Below are 16430 nucleotides of genomic sequence, written 5' to 3' on the forward strand. Positions count from 1 at the left end.
CCTCTCCCGGTGGGAGAGGGCAGGGTGAGGGCAACAGCCCGCACTATCTCAACACATACCCATAAAGCCGCTTAATCCCGTCGGCATCCTTCTCGCTGTAAACCCCCTGCAGCTCCGGCGAGAAGCCCGGCAGCAGGTTGATGCCCTCCTCCAGCGCCAGGAAGTAACGCTGTACCGCCCCGCCCCAGACCTCACCCGGCACCACGCACAGCACGCCTGGCGGATAGGGAAGCGCCCCTTCAGCAGCAATGCGCCCTGCGGCATCCCGTATGCGAACCAGCTCCACGTCACCGCGAATATAGGCCCGATTCGCATCCTGCGGGTTCATCACTACCTCAGGCAGGCTCTCCTTGCGGAACATCGCCTTCTGCAGATCTTTCACGTCAAAGCTGACGTAGAGATCGTGCATCTCCTGACACAGCTGGCGGAGGGTGTAATCCCGGTAGCGCACCGGATATTTCTGGAAGATCGTCGGCAGCACGTCCTCCAGCGGCGTGTCGTCTTCAATATGCTGTTCAAACTGTCCCAGCATCGCCACCAGCTGCGACAGCTTCTCGCTGCTTTCGGCAGGCGTCAGCAGGAACAGGATCGAGTTAAGATCGCATTTCTCCGGCACGATGCCGTTTTCGCGCAGGTAGTGCGCCAGAATCGTCGCCGGGATCCCGAAATCCGTGTATTCCCCGGTTTCAGCATCGATACCCGGCGTGGTCAGCAGGAGCTTGCACGGGTCGACAAAGTACTGCTCGCGGGCATAGCCCTCAAACCCGTGCCATTTGGCCCCCGGCTCAAAGCTGAAGAAACGCAGCTCGCTGGCGATGGCGTGCGTCGGATGATCCTGCCACGGCCGCCCCGCCACCACCGGTGGGATAAACGGTTTGATCATATGGCAATTCGCAACGATCGCCTTGCGCGCTTCAATCCCCAGTTCGACGCACTCCGCCCACAGCCGTCGTCCGCTCTCCCCTTCGTGGATCTTGGCATTCACATCCAGCGCTGCGAACAGCGGATAAAACGGGCTGGTGGAAGCGTGCAGCATAAACGCGTTGTTCAGCCGCTTGTGCGGGCAGAAACGCGCCTGACCGCGGATGTGGTTATCCTTTTTATGGATCTGCGACGTTTGCGAGAACCCGGCCTGCTGTTTATGCACCGACTGGGTCACGAAAATTCCCGGATCGTTCTCGTTCAATTCCAGCAAGAGCGGGGACGTTTCCGCCATCATCGGAATAAACTGCTCGTAGCCCACCCATGCGGAATCAAAGAGGATGTAGTCACACAGATGGCCGATCTTGTCGATCACCTGGCGGGCGTTGTAGATCGTCCCGTCGTAGGTGCCAAGCTGAATGATCGCCAGGCGGAACGGACGCGGCTCGTCGGCCTTCTCCGGCGCCGCCTCACGGATAAGATCCCGCAGATAGGCCTCGTCAAAGCAGTGGTCGTCAATCCCGCCAATAAAGCCAAACGGGTTACGCGCGGCCTCAAGATAAACCGGCGTGGCGCCCGCCTGGATCAGCGCCCCGTGATGATTAGATTTGTGGTTATTGCGGTCGAAAAGCACCAGGTCACCGCGGGTCAGCAGCGCGTTGGTCACCACCTTGTTGGCCGCTGACGTGCCGTTTAGCACAAAGTAGGTTTTGTCCGCGTTGAACACTTTTGCCGCGAACTTTTGCGCGTGCTTGGCGGACCCTTCATGGATCAGCAGATCGCCCAGCTTCACGTCGGCATTGCACATATCGGCGCGAAACACGTTCTCACCGAAGAAATCATAGAACTGTCGCCCTGCCGGGTGTTTTTTGAAAAAGGCCCCGTGCTGGTGGCCCGGACAGGCAAAAGTGCTGTTGCCCATCTCCACATACTGGCTCAGGGTGTCGAAAAAGGGCGGCAGCAGGTTCTCTTCGTAACGGCTGGCAGCGGTCTCCAGTTCCAGAAGCTCCTGTGCTTTACCCGAGATGACCGCCGTGGCGCCGTCGGGTACGTCCGCTGGCTCCTGCGAGAAAATAAACACCGGTAGCTGAAAGCCCGTGCGTTTCAACAGTGCAAGAATGCCGCTGCGACTTTCAGCTGTTGTGATGACGACGGCCGCCACATCGGTAAAATCAGTGTTGTCCAGCGTCACCTTTTCGCGGTGCGTAGACACAATGGAGAGCAGCTCGCGGCTGACGGCAATTTTCATGGTTTTCATAGGCGCAGTTACCCTCACCGGGCGGTGAGACAGGGAGGAGAAAATTCGCGCAATAATGTCACCTTTTATTTTGAGGTGCAAGAAGGAATCAGTATGCAAAAAACCAACCAAAACTACGGCCCGCGCAGCCCTGCCGTGCCATAATAATGCAAGATCAATGATTAAATAACAGGAGCTAACTTTGGTTATCGGGCCATTTATTAACGCAGGCGCCGTATTGCTGGGCGGCGTACTCGGCGCCGTGTTGAGCCAGCGGCTGCCGGAGCGTATTCGCACCTCCATGCCCTCAATATTCGGCCTGGCATCGTTAGGGATCGGTATTCTGTTAGTGATCAAATGCGCAAATCTGCCCGTGATGGTGCTGGCCACGCTACTCGGCGCGCTGATTGGCGAATTTTGCTATCTGGAAAAAGGCATTAACAGTGCGGTGAGCAAAGCCAAAAATTTGATAGCCAGACCGGGCAAGGCGAAACACGGCACGCACGAGACGTTTATTCAGAACTATGTCGCCATCATTATTCTGTTTTGCGCCAGCGGCACCGGGATTTTCGGTTCAATGCAGGAAGGGATGACGGGCGACCCGAGCATTTTGATTGCAAAAGCGTTTCTTGATTTCTTCACCGCCACCATTTTCGCCACCACCCTTGGTATTGCCGTGGCGGCGATTTGCGTCCCGATGCTGGTTATCCAGCTCGCGCTCGCCACCTGCGCCACGTTGATTCTCCCGCTCACCACGCCGGCGATGATGGCAGACTTCACCGCCGTCGGCGGCCTGCTGCTGCTGGCTACCGGGTTGCGCATTTGTGGGATCAAGATGTTTGCCGTGGTGAACATGCTGCCCGCACTGCTGCTCGCCATGCCGCTCTCCGCGCTCTGGACGCACTTTTTCGCTTAAGGATGCGGCGAAATGGTGAGAGATTGCGCAGTCTGTAACGAAAACAACATTTTTCGTTGACGCCACGGGGCAGATCGGGTTTAATGCGCCCCGTTGCCCGGATAGCTCAGTCGGTAGAGCAGGGGATTGAAAATCCCCGTGTCCTTGGTTCGATTCCGAGTCCGGGCACCACTATTTAGAAGAACCCGCCTCTGGCGGGTTTTTTGCTTTCGGTCTCTCCCCACCCTAGGGATCGTTCCCACCTGCGTCCAGCAGTTTGTTTTTAAAGATAAACAAACACGCCTCGTTAAAGTTTTCCGCCCCCAGACGTTCCGAGAGCGCCGTGCGTTTGCGATAAAGGCTTTTCACCGACGTATTCAGCTCATCGGCAATGACTTCTATCGACATCCCTGCCCTCAGCAACCGCAGCATGATCGCTTCGTGCGTGCTAAGCCGTAAGTTAAGCAGCCATTTGGTCGTCAGACGCCTGCCCTTCATATTGAGCACCAGGTTAAATAACGACGCCATATCCGGTGCTGTGAGCGACGTGTTCATAAATAACTTCATACTGAGAAGATTCTCCTCACGGTGTCGCATATCAAGCATAACGCAGCAGATGGTTTTTTTCGCTCTGGCCGGATGGCGTATCAGGTAATCATATAAACGGAGCGGAGAACGACTATCAATCAATACAGAATATTCATCTGCACCGTTATCAAATATGTTTCTGTCAACCGAATCGAGCAGGATAATATCCGGAAAAAATATCCGCATTCCCCTGACAAGGTAGCGATCCTGAGTCACTAACACTATTGAAGTTGCCACTAACCATCCCTTTTAGATTAAAGCAAGAACGATCCCCCGGAAAGAAGGCCGCCTTCGTTTTATAGCGCTGTTATATTAACGATAAATGTATTCTGGCTTTGGATATCCCTCAATACAGACATTGATGAGTAAGACTTCCTGTAGACTATCATTCAATGGCTGCCATTAATTATAAATAAAAAACAATCGCAGAAAAGTCACTTCCTTAAACATTAAGAATTTTTGTCATGAAACTTCCCAAACATGCACCAGAAAGTACTTTAATTGAAGCAGATAAACGTGATTTAAAATATATACAAATCTGTCACAATAAAAATAAAATCAATTAATTTCAATGATTTACAATTAAACAATGAATTTAAAATAAACACAAAAAGTCGTCCGTTACAGAATTATCTCAAAACTGAAAGGCCGCTATTCAGCATATTTATCCGGCAACATATCAGGTGTACATTACCTCCCATTCAGTCCACTGAGATGAGGTTCCATAATTACCTTTAAGTAAGTACCCCATAACGTTACTGCATTCAGATTTAATGTTCTCATTTATGGCCTTTAACGCTGAGTTTAAAGGCGGCCGTGCTATGCAATGGATTCATGATAAACAAATGGCAAATAGATATGGAAAGATCGCTTCGCTTCAATACGTTATTCTTTTATCGCACCCCAACATTATTGTTTCTGTTATTCCTCTTTCCTGTTCTGGCTCAGGCTACGGAGTCCGTTTATGAGCAACAGATTCAACAGGCGCGTAACGGTTATTACACGTCGTTTCTCGATTATCTTCAGCGTTATCAGCAGCAGCATGCCCTGACGCCTGAACACGTTGCGGACTGGTTACAGGTGGCGGCCTGGGCAGGTCATGATGACGAGGTTATTCAGGTCTGGCAGCGCTACAGCATTTATATGCCGCTGCCCGCCCGTGCCGTTGCTGCCGTCGCGCAATCCAGGCGAAATCAAAAAGCGTGGCAGCAGGCCCTGGCGCGCTGGAAAGAGGCGCTAAGCCTTGCGCCGGATAACGACGATTATCGTATCGGCTATATCAAAACCCTCGCCGATGCCCGCATGGACACGCTTGCCCTACAGGAAGCCCGACGGCTGGTGGAGGAAAATCCCTCTCAGGCACATCTTGAGACGCTCTCGTATGTCTGGTTACGCCAGGGAAAAAGCTGGGATCGGCTCTTAGCCGACACGCGCGCGCTGAATGTCACACCTGAGAATAAAGCGCTCCTCAGGGAGCTTATCGACGCGCTAACGGATAGCCGGGTGAACACCCCCGCACTCCAGCTTTCACAAAGCGTAACGCTGTCCCCCGCGGAGCGTCGCCGTCTTGAGCTGAATGCCGCAGCCGAAAGCGTTCGCCTTGCCGATGTGCCTGGCAGAACAGAAAAAGAGCGCCTGCAGCTTGCGCAAACTGCGCTGAATCGTTACGACATTCTGCTTTCTCGCTGGCAAAGCGAGCCGCAGGCAGCCGAAGATATCATACTTGCGCGTATCGACCGTCTCGGCGCGCTGTACGCCCATGCCGATTACCCGCAGGTGATTAGCGAATATCAGGATCTTACGGCAGCCCAGCATCCGGTGCCGGGCTGGGCCATCGGCTGGGTCATCTCCGCGTATCTGCAGGAGAAAAACGCGGCCGCCGCCTTCGCGCTCCTGCAACGCTATCCGCAATACGCTTCCGATCCGCAGGACGAGGAGCACGCGCTTTTCTACGCCTGGCTGGATACGGGACAGTATCAGTCCGCCCGCCAGTATGCAGAGAGCCAGACCCGCAACGTCCCCTGGACCCGTTACGATTTCGGTTCCCCTACCCCTCAGCCGAACGATCGGTGGCTTACCGGACAGTCGCTCCGTTTTAACTATTTGCTGGCGACGAATGCCCTGCCGGAAGCCGAAAAGCTGGCGCACCATCTGGCGACAACGGCGCCGGGCAATCAGGGATTACAGATTGACTATGCCACGCTTCTGCAGGCGCGGGGCCTGCCGCGCGCGGCCGAGCAAAAGCTGAAAAGAGCAGAGGCGCTGGAGCCATCGAATCTGGAACTCGAACAGCAGCAGGCCTACGTCGCGATGGATCTGCAGGAGTGGCGACAGATGGATTTACTGGCCGACGACGTGCTGGCTCGCGCGCCAGCCGATCGCAGCGCCAGGCGTCTCGACAGGCTCAGAACGGTCCACCACATGTCCGAGCTGCGCCTCAACGCGAGCAAGGGCTTGCACTCCGATAGCCCCGTCAGCGGGACGCACGACCTCAACTGGGACGCCACGCTCTATGGCCCGCCCGTAGCGGATAACTGGCGGCTGTTTGCCGGCACCCGCTTTGCCGAGGGTAATTTCGAAGAAGGTAAAGGCACCAGCCGTCACCTTTTGGGCGGCGTCGAGTGGCGGCCACGCGACCTCCAGCTCGAAGCCGAACTCTCCAGCAACCGCTATCACGGGGCAAACAAGCCGGGCGCTCGTCTCTCAACAACGTACTTCGTGACCGATAGCTGGCAGGTCAGCGGCAGCCTTGAACGCCTGTCGCGCACCACGCCCCTGCGGGCCTTACGCAACGGAATTAGCGCCAACCGGGGTGAAGGCGGGGTGCGCTGGTATCAAAACGAACGGCGGGAATACCAGTTCAACGCCGCCCTCAGCCGTTTCTCCGATCATAACCGTCGTCAGGAATACAGCCTCACGGGCAAGGAGCGTCTCTGGCAGACCCCGTCCCTGACGCTGGATCTCGAACCGGGGATCGCCGCCAGCAAAAACAGCCAGCGGAACACGCTCTATTACAACCCGTCGCGCGATCTGTCCGTGACGGCGGCCCTGGCCGTTGACCATGAGATGGTCCGCCATTACGACACCCTCTGGAGCCAGCAGTTCGTGGCGGGCGGCGGCAGCTACTGGCAGAAAAATCAGTCCGCTGGCGCCATCGCCCTGCTGGGTTACGGACAGCGCGTTCAGTGGAACAACGTCATTGATACCGGCGTGATGCTGAACTGGGATAAACGCCCTTACGACGGCAAACGCGAGAGCAATCTCTCCGTCGCGTTTGACGCGACTTTACGCTTTTAAGGATGAATATGCTGAACACACGTTTTTCCGTGAGCCTGATACTTATCGGCTGGCTCTGCCTCAGCGCGAATGTCTGCGCGCAGGCGATCTCGTTCATTGCGCCCAAAGCGCGGCCGCAGCTGGAGGCGAGCAAACCCTGGCCGCAGAACCAGTTTCTGGTGCTGGCCTACCACGACGTCGAAGACGACGCCGCCGATCAGCGCTACCTCTCCGTGCGCACCAGCGCATTAAACGAGCAGATAAGCTGGCTTCTGCACAACGGCTATCACGCCATCAGCGTGCAGGACATTCTGGATGCCCATGACGGGAAAAAAACGCTGCCGCCGAAAGCCGTTCTGCTCAGCTTTGACGACGGCTACAGCAGCTTCTACACCCGCGTCTGGCCGCTGCTTCAGGCATGGAACGTCCCTGCGCTGTGGGCGCCGGTGGGCAGCTGGGTGGATACGCCGGAAAATCAAAAAGTTAACTTCGGCGGCCTGATGACGCCCCGGGATCGCTTCGCGACGTGGGACATGGTGCGCGAGCTCAGCCGGTCTCCGTTAATTGAGATCGGATCGCATACCTGGGCCTCGCATTACGGCATTCCGGCCAACCCGCAGGGCAGCCGCGAACCTGCCATCGCCAACCGCTTTTATGACAAAGCCACGGGCAGCTATGAAACGGACCAGCAGTTCAACCAGCGGATCGGCGATGACGTTCGCAAAGTGACTGAAAAAATCACGCAGGTGACGGGCAAGGCACCGCGCGCCTGGGTCTGGCCCTATGGTGCCGCCAACGGCACGTCGCTCGCAATCGCCAGACAGCAAGGTTATCAGTTGGCCTTTACCCTTGAGGACGGGCTGGGGAACGTGCAGGATCTCGGCAACATTCCCCGTCTGCTGATCGCCGGAAATCCCTCGCTCAAGGCTTTTGCCAGTGCGGTAAGCCAGGTTCAGGAGCACGATCCCGTTCGCGTCATGCACGTCGATCTCGACTACGTTTACGATCCCGATCCGGCCCAGCAGACCCAAAACATCAACAGGCTGATCCAGCGGGTCTATGACATGAAGATCAGCCACGTTTTCCTGCAGGCGTTTGCCGACCCGCAGGGCGACGGCAGGATCAAGGCGCTCTATTTCCCCAATCGTCGGCTGCCGGTCCGGGCCGATCTCTTTAATTTTGTCGCCTGGCAGCTGCAAACCCGCGCGGGCGTGAAAGTCTTCGCGTGGATGCCGGTGCTCTCGTTCGATCTCGATCCTTCCCTGCCGCACGTGCAGCGCCGGGATCGTCAAACCGGCCAGCTGCGCGAAGCCTCCGAGCCCTATATCCGGCTCTCCCCTTGGGACCCGCAGGTTCGCCGGCAGGTAACGGACATCTATGAAGATCTGGCCCGCTATGCGAGCTTCAACGGGATTTTGTTCCATGACGACGCGGTGCTGACGGACGTGGACGATGCCGATCGGAACACCACTCGTCAGAAAAGCCAGACGCTTATCGGATTTACCCACGCCCTGACCCTGGCGGTGAAGCATATCCGTGGCCCGCAGATAAAAACCGCGCGCAATATGTTCGCCTTACCCATTCTGCAGCCCGAAAGCGAAGCGTGGTTTGCGCAGAATCTTGATGATTTTCTGGCGGAGTATGACTGGACGGTGCCCATGGCCATGCCGCTGATGGAGTCCGTTCCGGCAGACGAGAGCAATGCCTGGCTGACGCGTCTGGTTAAAGCCGTCGCCACCCGCCCCGGCGCGCTCGATAAAACTATTTTCGAGCTGCAGGCCAGGGACTGGGATAAGAAGCCGCAGCGCGCCGTTTCTGATAGCCAGCTTGCGCAGTGGATGCGCGTGCTCCAGCTGAACGGCATCAAAAACTACGGTTACTACCCCGACGACTTCCTCAACAACCAACCTGATATCTCACGCATCAGGCCTGAATTTTCTTCGTACTGGTACCCTGACAATGACTGATCGCATTATCGCCTTCTCTATTTTATGTCTGGTATTCGGGTTGCCATTAGGCGTGGCCGCTCTTTTTACCGGCGAACTGATTCTGGATTTTGTGTTCTTCTGGCCGCTGTTCATGTCGGTGCTCTGGATAACCGGCGGCCTCTATTTCTGGTTTCAGCTTGAACGCCACTGGTCGTGGGATAAAGACACGCCCGCCCCGACGCTCGCGGGTGAGCCGCTCATCTCCATTCTTATCCCCTGCTTCAACGAGGGAAGGAATGCCCGGGAGACCATCAGCGCCGCGCTGGATCAGCGGTATGAAAATATAGAAGTTATCGCCATCAACGACGGCTCGTCTGACAACACCGCGCAGGTGCTGCAGGAGCTTGCACAGGAACAGCCGCGCCTGCGGGTGATTAATCTCGCGGAAAACCAGGGGAAAGCGCTGGCGCTCAAAGCCGGCGCGGCGGCGGCGCGGGGCGATCTGCTGGTCTGCATTGACGGCGACGCCCTGCTCGATCGCGATACGGCAGCGTATCTGGTGGCGCCGCTGATTCAGTACCCCCACGTCGGGGCGGTCACCGGGAATCCGCGCATTCGCACGCGCTCCACGCTGATTGGCCGCATCCAGGTGGGTGAGTTCTCATCCATTATTGGGCTCATCAAGCGGACGCAGCGGATCTATGGCCGGGTCTTTACCGTCTCCGGCGTCATCGCCGCCTTTCGCCGACAGGCGCTGGCGGACGTCGGGTACTGGAGCCCGGACATGATCACCGAAGACATCGACATCAGCTGGAAGCTGCAGCTGCGCCACTGGGATATCTTTTTCGAGCCGCGGGCGCTGTGCTGGATCCTGATGCCGGAGACGCTGAAGGGCCTGTGGAAACAGCGTCTGCGCTGGGCCCAGGGCGGTGCGGAGGTGTTTCTGGTTAACCTGCGCAGGATTGTGCGCTGGGAGCATCACCGCATGTGGCCCCTGTTTATGGAGTACGCCCTGTCAACGCTGTGGGCCTTCGCGTACGCGATGACGGTGCTGTTATTTATCCTCAGCCATATCACGCCGATTCCCGCCAGGCTGACCGTGGAGAGCCTCTTCCCACCGGAGTTTACCGGGCTACTGCTGGGCGTGATGTGCCTGCTGCAGTTCCTGGTCAGCCTGTTCATCGAGCGGCGCTATGAACGGAAGGTGGCCAGCTCGCTTTTCTGGGTGATCTGGTTCCCGATGGTGTACTGGATGATTGGCCTGTTCACCACCCTTGTCGCATTTCCAAAAGTCATGCTTAAACGTCAGCGCGCCCGCGCGCGCTGGATCAGCCCGGACCGGGGAAAAGGACGCATTTAATGAACGAAAATACCTTAATTCTGACCGAACATCGGCTATTGCCACGTCTTTTCGATGCCGCGTTAACGCTGGTGGCGTGGGGAGGCTTTCTGTTTTTCCTGTATGCCAGGCTCTGGATGCAGTTAACCGATGAGAGTGACCACCGCTGGAGCGTGATTATTGCCTCCTTTAATACGGTGTTGATCTATTTACTGTTCGCCGCGCTCAACGGCTGGCTGCTGATTTTATGGTATCAGTACAATCGCCGCCGCGCCCACGTGAGAAGGCGCCAGCCGGGTTATTTTCACCAGGAGGAGCTGGCCCGCAGCTTTAATGTCTCACCGCAAATCATCTCCGAGATGAGCCAGTACAACCTGCTGACGGTCTATCATGACCAGATTGGCCGCATCATCGATCTGAAGATCAGCGAGCAGCTGGAAGAGGAAGAACAGTAACAAAAAGCCCCCGCAGGATACCCAGCGGGGGCTTTTTTATAGCGGGTGTGAACTACTTATCTTTAACCACGATCAGCGGCTCAATATCGCTCTCTTTCTTCACCACCAGCGAGTCATCGCCGCGCAGACAGGTCCCGCCGTAGTTGCCGCCCACGGTGAAGGTGCAGACCTGTATGTACTTACCGTCGACCTTCGGCAGGCACCACAGCTGCTGGTAGATGTTTTTACGGTCGACAAACTTGCCGCTGGATTTATCCAGCAGCTCGTCCTGGGCGCTAATCAGGTCGATATTGCTGCCGCAGCGTCCGGCGATCGGCTTGACGGCATAGCCGGTCTGCTTCAGCAGCTCGTTAACCTCAAAATCGGTGTCGAGCAGGTAGCGGTGATTCGGGAACAGCTGCCACAGCACGGGCAAGATCGCCTTGTTGCCGGGAATCACCGTCCACAGCGGTTCGAAGACCAGCACCTCCGGGCGCAGCAGAACGTCAATCAGGCGCACCTCGCCCTCGGGATGTCCGGTGCGGATCGGCACGGCGGCGTATTCGGTTTCGCTGACCTCGCGGATCTGCTCAATCGCCGTTTCCCACGCCCAGGTTTTCCACACGCAGTTGACGTGGCGACCTTCGTCGTCAATCAGCTGTCCGGCGGCATCCCAGCTGAGCGCCTCCAGCCCGTGCAGGATTTTGGTTTCGAAACCGGCCTGCATCAGCGAACGCTGAATAAAGAGCGCGTGATAGTCCTCTTCGACATCGTTGTCCTGCATGATGTGGACGAACGGCCGCGCGTGGCTGTGCTTCCAGGCGCCGGTCAGCTCTTCCAGCAGCCCTTCTGCCGGGTTATGCCCGTTGCCGCGATAGCCGTTTTTCACCCACTCTTCGAGAATCAGCCCGCCCTCGGTATGGCAGGAAGCGGAGTCGGCGTTGTACTCGTAGACCTTAATGCCGCGCTCATCCATGCAAAAATCCATACGACCGGTGATCATATGGTGACGACGCCACTGCCAGGAGAGGCGCAGGCGCGGCCAGAGGATTTTCGGGATGTCGAAAAGCGCCAGCAGGCTGTCGTCTTTCAGCACCTTGTCCGTCGCGTGCAGGTACATCAGATGCAGTTCGTTGGTGGCCTTGATTAGCTCCTGCTCGGCGCTTTCGGTAATGGTGAAGTACTGGCAGGGATCTTTGTTGATCACATGACCGTTGGCGCGGATATACGCCTGCTGCAATGCATCATTCTCGTTAAGCCATTTTCCGTCGAACTGACGCGTGTTTTTCAGCCGCGCGCCGCTGATTTTCAGCCGTTCGCCGTCGATTTCCGGCTGGGGAACGCTGTGTTCCGTGTCGTCGGTCTGGATCATCCAGCCGAGAATTTCCGTGTCGTTGAAGGTGTCATGGATTGTATAACGCCCGTTCTCCACGCTCAGACGCAGCTCGCGCGTCCACTGCTGCCCGAGCGGCAGCGGAGAGTGAATCACGTTCTGCTCCGCGATACGCACCTTATCGTCCAGAAGCTGGGTGATCACCGCCACGTGGCCGGTCTCATGAAACTCGCCGCCCTTTTGCCAGATCAGCAGCGCTCCGGCGCGCGGCGCGCGTTTTGAGCCGTTGGCAAAAGCCTGAAGGGGCAGAATGTTATCGTTCACCACCTGACGCAAAAAGCGCAGGGAGAAGATCTCCCACGCCATGCCGACGTCGGTAAACACGAAGCCATAGTTGAGGAACAGAAAACGGCGGGCGAACTCAACGCACTGCCACTTGTGGCCCATGTATTCGTTGCCGATATAGCTGCGAAAATCCGCGTCTTCCGGGTACTTTCGCGGGTCCAGACTGCCGTAATTTGAAGAGTAAATCGCCACACCACCGGGCGCATAGCCTAACAATGTCCCGAATGGCGCATCACTGCTTAACTTTCCTTTACGCATGTATCCAACCTAAAACAGGCAGGCGGCAATTTTTTAAGGGTTGTCGTCGTCTGCACGTTGTAATTAACCTGACAGAGGAACGTTTATCATACACCTGCGCGGCGCATTAATTACATGTTAAACAACCAGCATGCCGCAAAATGCCCGGGCGCAATCTCCTGCATCGCAGGCTCCTGCGTCTGGCAAACCGGCATGGCGTGCGGGCAGCGGCTGCAAAACTTACAGCCCGGCAGCGCGGACGCGGGGCCAGGAATGTCGCCGCGCAGGGTGGCGTCTTCAAGATTGCGAATGCGCGGATCGGGCCGTGGAACCGCCGCCAGCAGCGCGCGGGTGTAAGGGTGCGCCGGACGCTGATACAGTTCATTCGCCGGGGCCACCTCCACCAGTTTACCGAGATACATCACCCCAATGCGGCTGGAGATATGGCGCACCATGGAGAGATCGTGGGCGATGAACAGATAGGTCAGCCCCAGCTCCTGCTGCAGGTCCTGCAGAATATTCACCACCTGGGCCTGCACCGATACGTCCAGCGCCGAGAGCGGCTCATCACACAGCACAAATTCAGGATCCACGGACAACGCGCGGGCAATACTGATGCGCTGACGCTGCCCGCCGCTGAACTCATGCGGGAACCGTTCAAGGTGTTCGTGCTTCAGCCCCACCTTGTAGAGCAGCGTTTCCGTACGTTCCCGCTGTTCTTCCCGGCTGTAGCCGTGGATCTGCATCGGTTCGGCCACCAGCTGTCGCACCGTCATACCGGGGTTGAGCGACGAGTAAGGATCCTGAAAAATCGCCTGCATCCGCTTACGCAGCGGCTTAAGCTCTTTTTCACGGGCGTGGGCGATCGCCTGCCCGGCGAAGTGGATCTCGCCTGAGGTGATATCGAAAAGGCGCAGGATGGCGCGCCCGAGGGTGGATTTTCCGCAGCCGGACTCCCCCACCAGGCCAAACGTCTCGCCGGGCTGGATATCAAAGCTCACGCCATCAACCGCCTTCACGGCCATGCCTTTACGCAGCAAACCGCCGTTGAGCGGATAGTGCTTACGCAGATCGCGCACGCTCACTAATGGCGCCTGTTGTTCACTCATGCCTGAATCTCCTTGTCGGCCCATAGCCAGCAGGCGGCGCGATGGCTCTCTCCGGCGGTGTAAAATGCGGGCTGCCGTTCACACTGGGGCATGCGTTTCGGGCAGCGTTCCGCGAACGGACAGCCCGGCGGCGGGTTAAGCAGGCCAGGCGGCGAACCTTCAATGGGCGATAAACGTTGATTCACCTCATCCGGGCGCGGCAGCGAGGCCAGCAGCCCCTGGGTGTAAGGATGCGCAGGGCGATAAAAAATGTCCTCCACGCTCCCCTCCTCCATCACCAGCCCGCCGTACATCACCACCACGCGGCTGCAGACCTGCGCTACCACGCCGAGATCGTGGGTGATCAGCAGAATCGCGGTCCGGGTCTGCTGTTGCAGGCTTTTCAGCAGGCGCAGGATCTGTGCCTGAATGGTCACGTCCAGCGCGGTGGTCGGTTCATCGGCAATGAGAAGCTTCGGGTTGCAGGAGAGCGCAATCGCGATCATCACCCGCTGGCGCATCCCGCCGCTAAACTCGTGGGGATACTGGTCGTATCGGCGTTCCGCCTCGGCAATCCCTACCTGTTCCAGCATGGCGATCGCCGCCGCTTTGGCCGCTTTTTTGGTGAGTCCTTTGTTGCGCATCAGGATCTCAGCCATCTGCTTGCCGATGGTCAGCACCGGGTTCAGGGCTGTCATCGGATCCTGGAAAATCATCGCGATCTCGTTGCCGCGAATGGCGCGCATCTGCGCGGGGGTTTTCTGCGCCAGATCCTCATTCTGGAAGCGAATGCTGCCGCCGGTTATCCGTCCGTTGCTCCCCAGAAGCTGGATAATCGACTTGCAGGTGACGCTTTTCCCGCAGCCCGACTCGCCGACGATGCCGACGAGTTCGCCCGGCTGAACCTGAAAGCTCACGCCGCGCACCGCGTGAACCTCGCCCTCGCGGGTGCGGAACGTGGTTTGCAGGTTCTCAAGGGCTAATAAGTTACTCATCGCGATTCGCTCCTGGCTCAAAGGCGGTACGGAACACATCGCCCAGCACGTTAAAGCTGAACACCGTCAGCAGGATCAGAATGCCGGGGAACATCGCCAGCCACGAGGCTTCACCAATATATGACTGCGCATTGTTAAGCATGCTTCCCCACGACGCCGCAGGCGCCTGCACGCCCAGCCCTAAGAAGCTGAGCGTTGACTCCATCAGAATGGCCGAGGCGATATTGAGCGTGGCCGCCACGATAATGGTCGGCAGCACGCCGGGAATGATGTGGCGCGCGATAATGCGCAGCGGATGCTCTCCCGACGCGCGGGCATAAAGCACGTACTCACGCTCTTTCACGGACAGGGTTTCTGCACGCACCAGCCGCGACATGTTCATCCACGTCAGCAGGCTGATGATTAGAATGATGTTATCCACGCCCGGCTTGAGGTACGCATTCACCACCAGCAGCAGGAAGAAGGCCGGAATGGCCATCAGGATATCCACGGCGCGCATCATCAGGTTATCCAGCCAGCCGCCAAAATAGCCGCTCACCGTTCCCACCACCGTGCCGATAAGCGTGGAAAAGAGCATGGCGAGAAAACCGACCATCAGGGAGATCTGGCCGCCATACAGCGCGCGGGTAAAGTAGTCGCGGCCGTATTCGTCGGTGCCGAACCAGTGCGCGGCATCCGGCGGTAGCGTGCGTGCGCCGAGCGCCATTCGATCCGGATCGTACGGACTCAAGCCCGCACAGAGCGCGGCGACAACGAAAATAAAAAGCACAAACAGAGAGAACTGCGCCGGACGATTGCGGCGCAGCTGGTGACGAACCTGCTGCCAGCGTCTGCTCATCCGGGCTACCTCAGCGTACGAATGCGGGGATCGGCGAAGCGATAAAGCACGTCGGCGATCAGGTTTCCGACGATCAGCATCATCGACGAGAGCATGATGATCGCCATGATCAGCGGGTAGTCCAGCGAGGCGATCGACTGGATCCCGAGCAGCCCCATCCCCGGCCAGGAGAAGACGCTTTCCGTCACATAGGCCCCCACAATCAGCTCTCCGAACGACAGGCCGAACAGGGTAATCACCGGCAGCAGCACGTTTTTCAGCACGTGGCGGAACAGAATGCTGGAACGCGTGGCGCCGTAGGCAAGCTGGGTCTGCACGTAGTCGGCCGAGAGCTGCGAGATGGTGTTGGAGCGGATGTAGCGCACGTAGCTGGAGAGGTTGTAGAACGTGAGGGCAATACACGGCAGTACGCCGTGACGCAGCAGATCCAGCCCGTTGTCCTCCATGCCGATGGTGCGCATCCCCATGCTGGGGAACCAGTTAAGCTGCACGGCAAAAACGGTGATGAGCAAAATGCCGAACCAGAAAATCGGCACCGAGATGCCGATATAGGCGAACAGGTTCAGGAGGTGATCCAGCCAGCGGTGCTTAAATGCTCCCGCCAGCAGGCCCAGCGGGATCGCCAGCACGATCGCCAGCAGCAGCGACGCGCCCATCAGCCCCAGCGTGGCCGGAATGCGTTCGCCGATCATCTCCAGCACCGGGCGATGGTAAATCAGCGAATAGCCGAGATCGCCCTGCAGGACGTTTTTCAGCCACAGGACGTACTGCGTGACCAGCGGCTTATCCAGCCCCAGGCTCTGGCGAATACGTTCGATATCTTCCGGGGCCATACGCGGCGTAATGTACGCCGCTACCGGATCGCCGGGCGCGAGCTTGACCAGCAGAAACGCAACCAGTGAAATAAAGAACAGCATCGGCAGCAGCTGCAGCAGCCGACGCGTGAGGAGTGTGTTCACGACATGCCCTTACCAAA

The 16430-nt window shown here is 57.7% G+C and carries 12 protein-coding genes and 1 tRNA gene; 6 read left to right on the forward strand and 7 right to left on the reverse strand.

Annotated elements, in window-relative coordinates; all coding sequences use genetic code 11:
* Window positions 1-43: 43 nt before the first annotated feature.
* Window positions 44-2179 (reverse strand): ornithine decarboxylase, encoded by a 2136-nt coding sequence (locus KGP24_RS19495; RefSeq protein WP_223561531.1) that lies wholly within the window; start codon window positions 2177-2179, stop codon window positions 44-46.
* Window positions 2180-2360: 181 nt separating this feature from the next.
* Here KGP24_RS19495 and KGP24_RS19500 point away from each other — a divergent pair, with 181 nt between their 5' ends.
* Together KGP24_RS19500 and KGP24_RS19505 are read left to right on the forward strand one after the other, a co-directional pair.
* Window positions 2361-3074, forward strand: a complete 714-nt coding sequence (locus KGP24_RS19500) for a DUF554 domain-containing protein (protein WP_223561532.1) — start codon at window positions 2361-2363, stop codon at window positions 3072-3074.
* A gap of 95 nt (window positions 3075-3169) precedes the next feature.
* Window positions 3170-3245: transfer RNA gene (locus KGP24_RS19505), tRNA-Phe, on the forward strand.
* Between the two features lie 54 nt (window positions 3246-3299).
* Here KGP24_RS19505 and KGP24_RS19510 read toward each other — a convergent pair.
* Window positions 3300-3827: a helix-turn-helix domain-containing protein gene (locus tag KGP24_RS19510; protein WP_223563531.1), complete on the reverse strand. Its 528-nt coding sequence runs from the start codon at window positions 3825-3827 to the stop codon at window positions 3300-3302.
* A gap of 672 nt (window positions 3828-4499) precedes the next feature.
* Between KGP24_RS19510 and pgaA the strand changes: the two genes are divergently transcribed.
* The 4 genes from pgaA to pgaD are packed head-to-tail and all read left to right on the forward strand — an operon-like array spanning window position 4500 to window position 10639.
* On the forward strand, window positions 4500-6938 hold the full coding sequence (pgaA, locus tag KGP24_RS19515; RefSeq protein ID WP_223561533.1) for a poly-beta-1,6 N-acetyl-D-glucosamine export porin PgaA: 2439 nt from the start codon (window positions 4500-4502) through the stop codon (window positions 6936-6938).
* A gap of 8 nt (window positions 6939-6946) precedes the next feature.
* Window positions 6947-8884, forward strand: coding sequence for a poly-beta-1,6-N-acetyl-D-glucosamine N-deacetylase PgaB (gene pgaB / locus KGP24_RS19520; RefSeq protein WP_223561534.1), 1938 nt, complete (start codon window positions 6947-6949; stop codon window positions 8882-8884).
* A complete protein-coding gene (pgaC, locus tag KGP24_RS19525) occupies window positions 8877-10205 on the forward strand; it encodes a poly-beta-1,6-N-acetyl-D-glucosamine synthase (protein WP_223561535.1) in 1329 nt (442 codons plus the stop codon). The genes pgaB and pgaC overlap by 8 nt, the downstream gene beginning before the upstream one ends.
* The gene (pgaD, locus tag KGP24_RS19530; RefSeq protein WP_223561536.1) at window positions 10205-10639 is read left to right on the forward strand and encodes a poly-beta-1,6-N-acetyl-D-glucosamine biosynthesis protein PgaD; all 435 of its coding nucleotides are present in this window, start codon (window positions 10205-10207) and stop codon (window positions 10637-10639) included. Before pgaC ends, pgaD begins: the two co-directional genes overlap by 1 nt.
* Window positions 10640-10691: 52 nt before the next feature.
* Here pgaD and gss read toward each other — a convergent pair whose 3' ends face one another.
* The 5 genes from gss to KGP24_RS19555 form a co-directional block, all read right to left on the reverse strand.
* Complete coding sequence (gene gss, locus KGP24_RS19535) at window positions 10692-12554, reverse strand: bifunctional glutathionylspermidine amidase/synthase (protein ID WP_223561537.1); 1863 nt, start codon at window positions 12552-12554, stop codon at window positions 10692-10694.
* A 110-nt stretch (window positions 12555-12664) separates the two neighbouring features.
* The gene (locus KGP24_RS19540) at window positions 12665-13642 is read right to left on the reverse strand and encodes an ABC transporter ATP-binding protein (RefSeq protein ID WP_223561538.1); all 978 of its coding nucleotides are present in this window, start codon (window positions 13640-13642) and stop codon (window positions 12665-12667) included.
* On the reverse strand, window positions 13639-14616 hold the full coding sequence (locus KGP24_RS19545; protein WP_223561539.1) for an ABC transporter ATP-binding protein: 978 nt from the start codon (window positions 14614-14616) through the stop codon (window positions 13639-13641). Before KGP24_RS19545 ends, KGP24_RS19540 begins: the two co-directional genes overlap by 4 nt.
* The gene (locus tag KGP24_RS19550; RefSeq protein WP_029740724.1) at window positions 14609-15454 is read right to left on the reverse strand and encodes an ABC transporter permease; all 846 of its coding nucleotides are present in this window, start codon (window positions 15452-15454) and stop codon (window positions 14609-14611) included. The genes KGP24_RS19545 and KGP24_RS19550 overlap by 8 nt, the downstream gene beginning before the upstream one ends.
* Before the next feature lie 5 nt (window positions 15455-15459).
* Window positions 15460-16413 (reverse strand): ABC transporter permease, encoded by a 954-nt coding sequence (locus KGP24_RS19555; RefSeq protein WP_223561540.1) that lies wholly within the window; start codon window positions 16411-16413, stop codon window positions 15460-15462.
* Window positions 16414-16430: the final 17 nt, after the last annotated feature.

The sequence above is a fragment of the Enterobacter sp. JBIWA008 genome, assembly GCF_019968765.1.
In the GTDB taxonomy this organism is placed as follows: domain Bacteria; phylum Pseudomonadota; class Gammaproteobacteria; order Enterobacterales; family Enterobacteriaceae; genus Enterobacter.

Coding starts and splice junctions, on each gene's coding strand:
- KGP24_RS19495 (WP_223561531.1), bottom strand. CDS start 2,179: ATGAAAACCATGAAAATTGCCGTCAGCCGCGAGCTGCTCTCCATTGTG.
- KGP24_RS19510 (WP_223563531.1), bottom strand. CDS start 3,827: ATGCGGATATTTTTTCCGGATATTATCCTGCTCGATTCGGTTGACAGA.
- pgaA (WP_223561533.1), top strand. CDS start 4,500: ATGGAAAGATCGCTTCGCTTCAATACGTTATTCTTTTATCGCACCCCA.
- pgaB (WP_223561534.1), top strand. CDS start 6,947: ATGCTGAACACACGTTTTTCCGTGAGCCTGATACTTATCGGCTGGCTC.
- pgaC (WP_223561535.1), top strand. CDS start 8,877: ATGACTGATCGCATTATCGCCTTCTCTATTTTATGTCTGGTATTCGGG.
- pgaD (WP_223561536.1), top strand. CDS start 10,205: ATGAACGAAAATACCTTAATTCTGACCGAACATCGGCTATTGCCACGT.
- gss (WP_223561537.1), bottom strand. CDS start 12,554: ATGCGTAAAGGAAAGTTAAGCAGTGATGCGCCATTCGGGACATTGTTA.
- KGP24_RS19540 (WP_223561538.1), bottom strand. CDS start 13,642: ATGAGTGAACAACAGGCGCCATTAGTGAGCGTGCGCGATCTGCGTAAG.
- KGP24_RS19545 (WP_223561539.1), bottom strand. CDS start 14,616: ATGAGTAACTTATTAGCCCTTGAGAACCTGCAAACCACGTTCCGCACC.
- KGP24_RS19550 (WP_029740724.1), bottom strand. CDS start 15,454: ATGAGCAGACGCTGGCAGCAGGTTCGTCACCAGCTGCGCCGCAATCGT.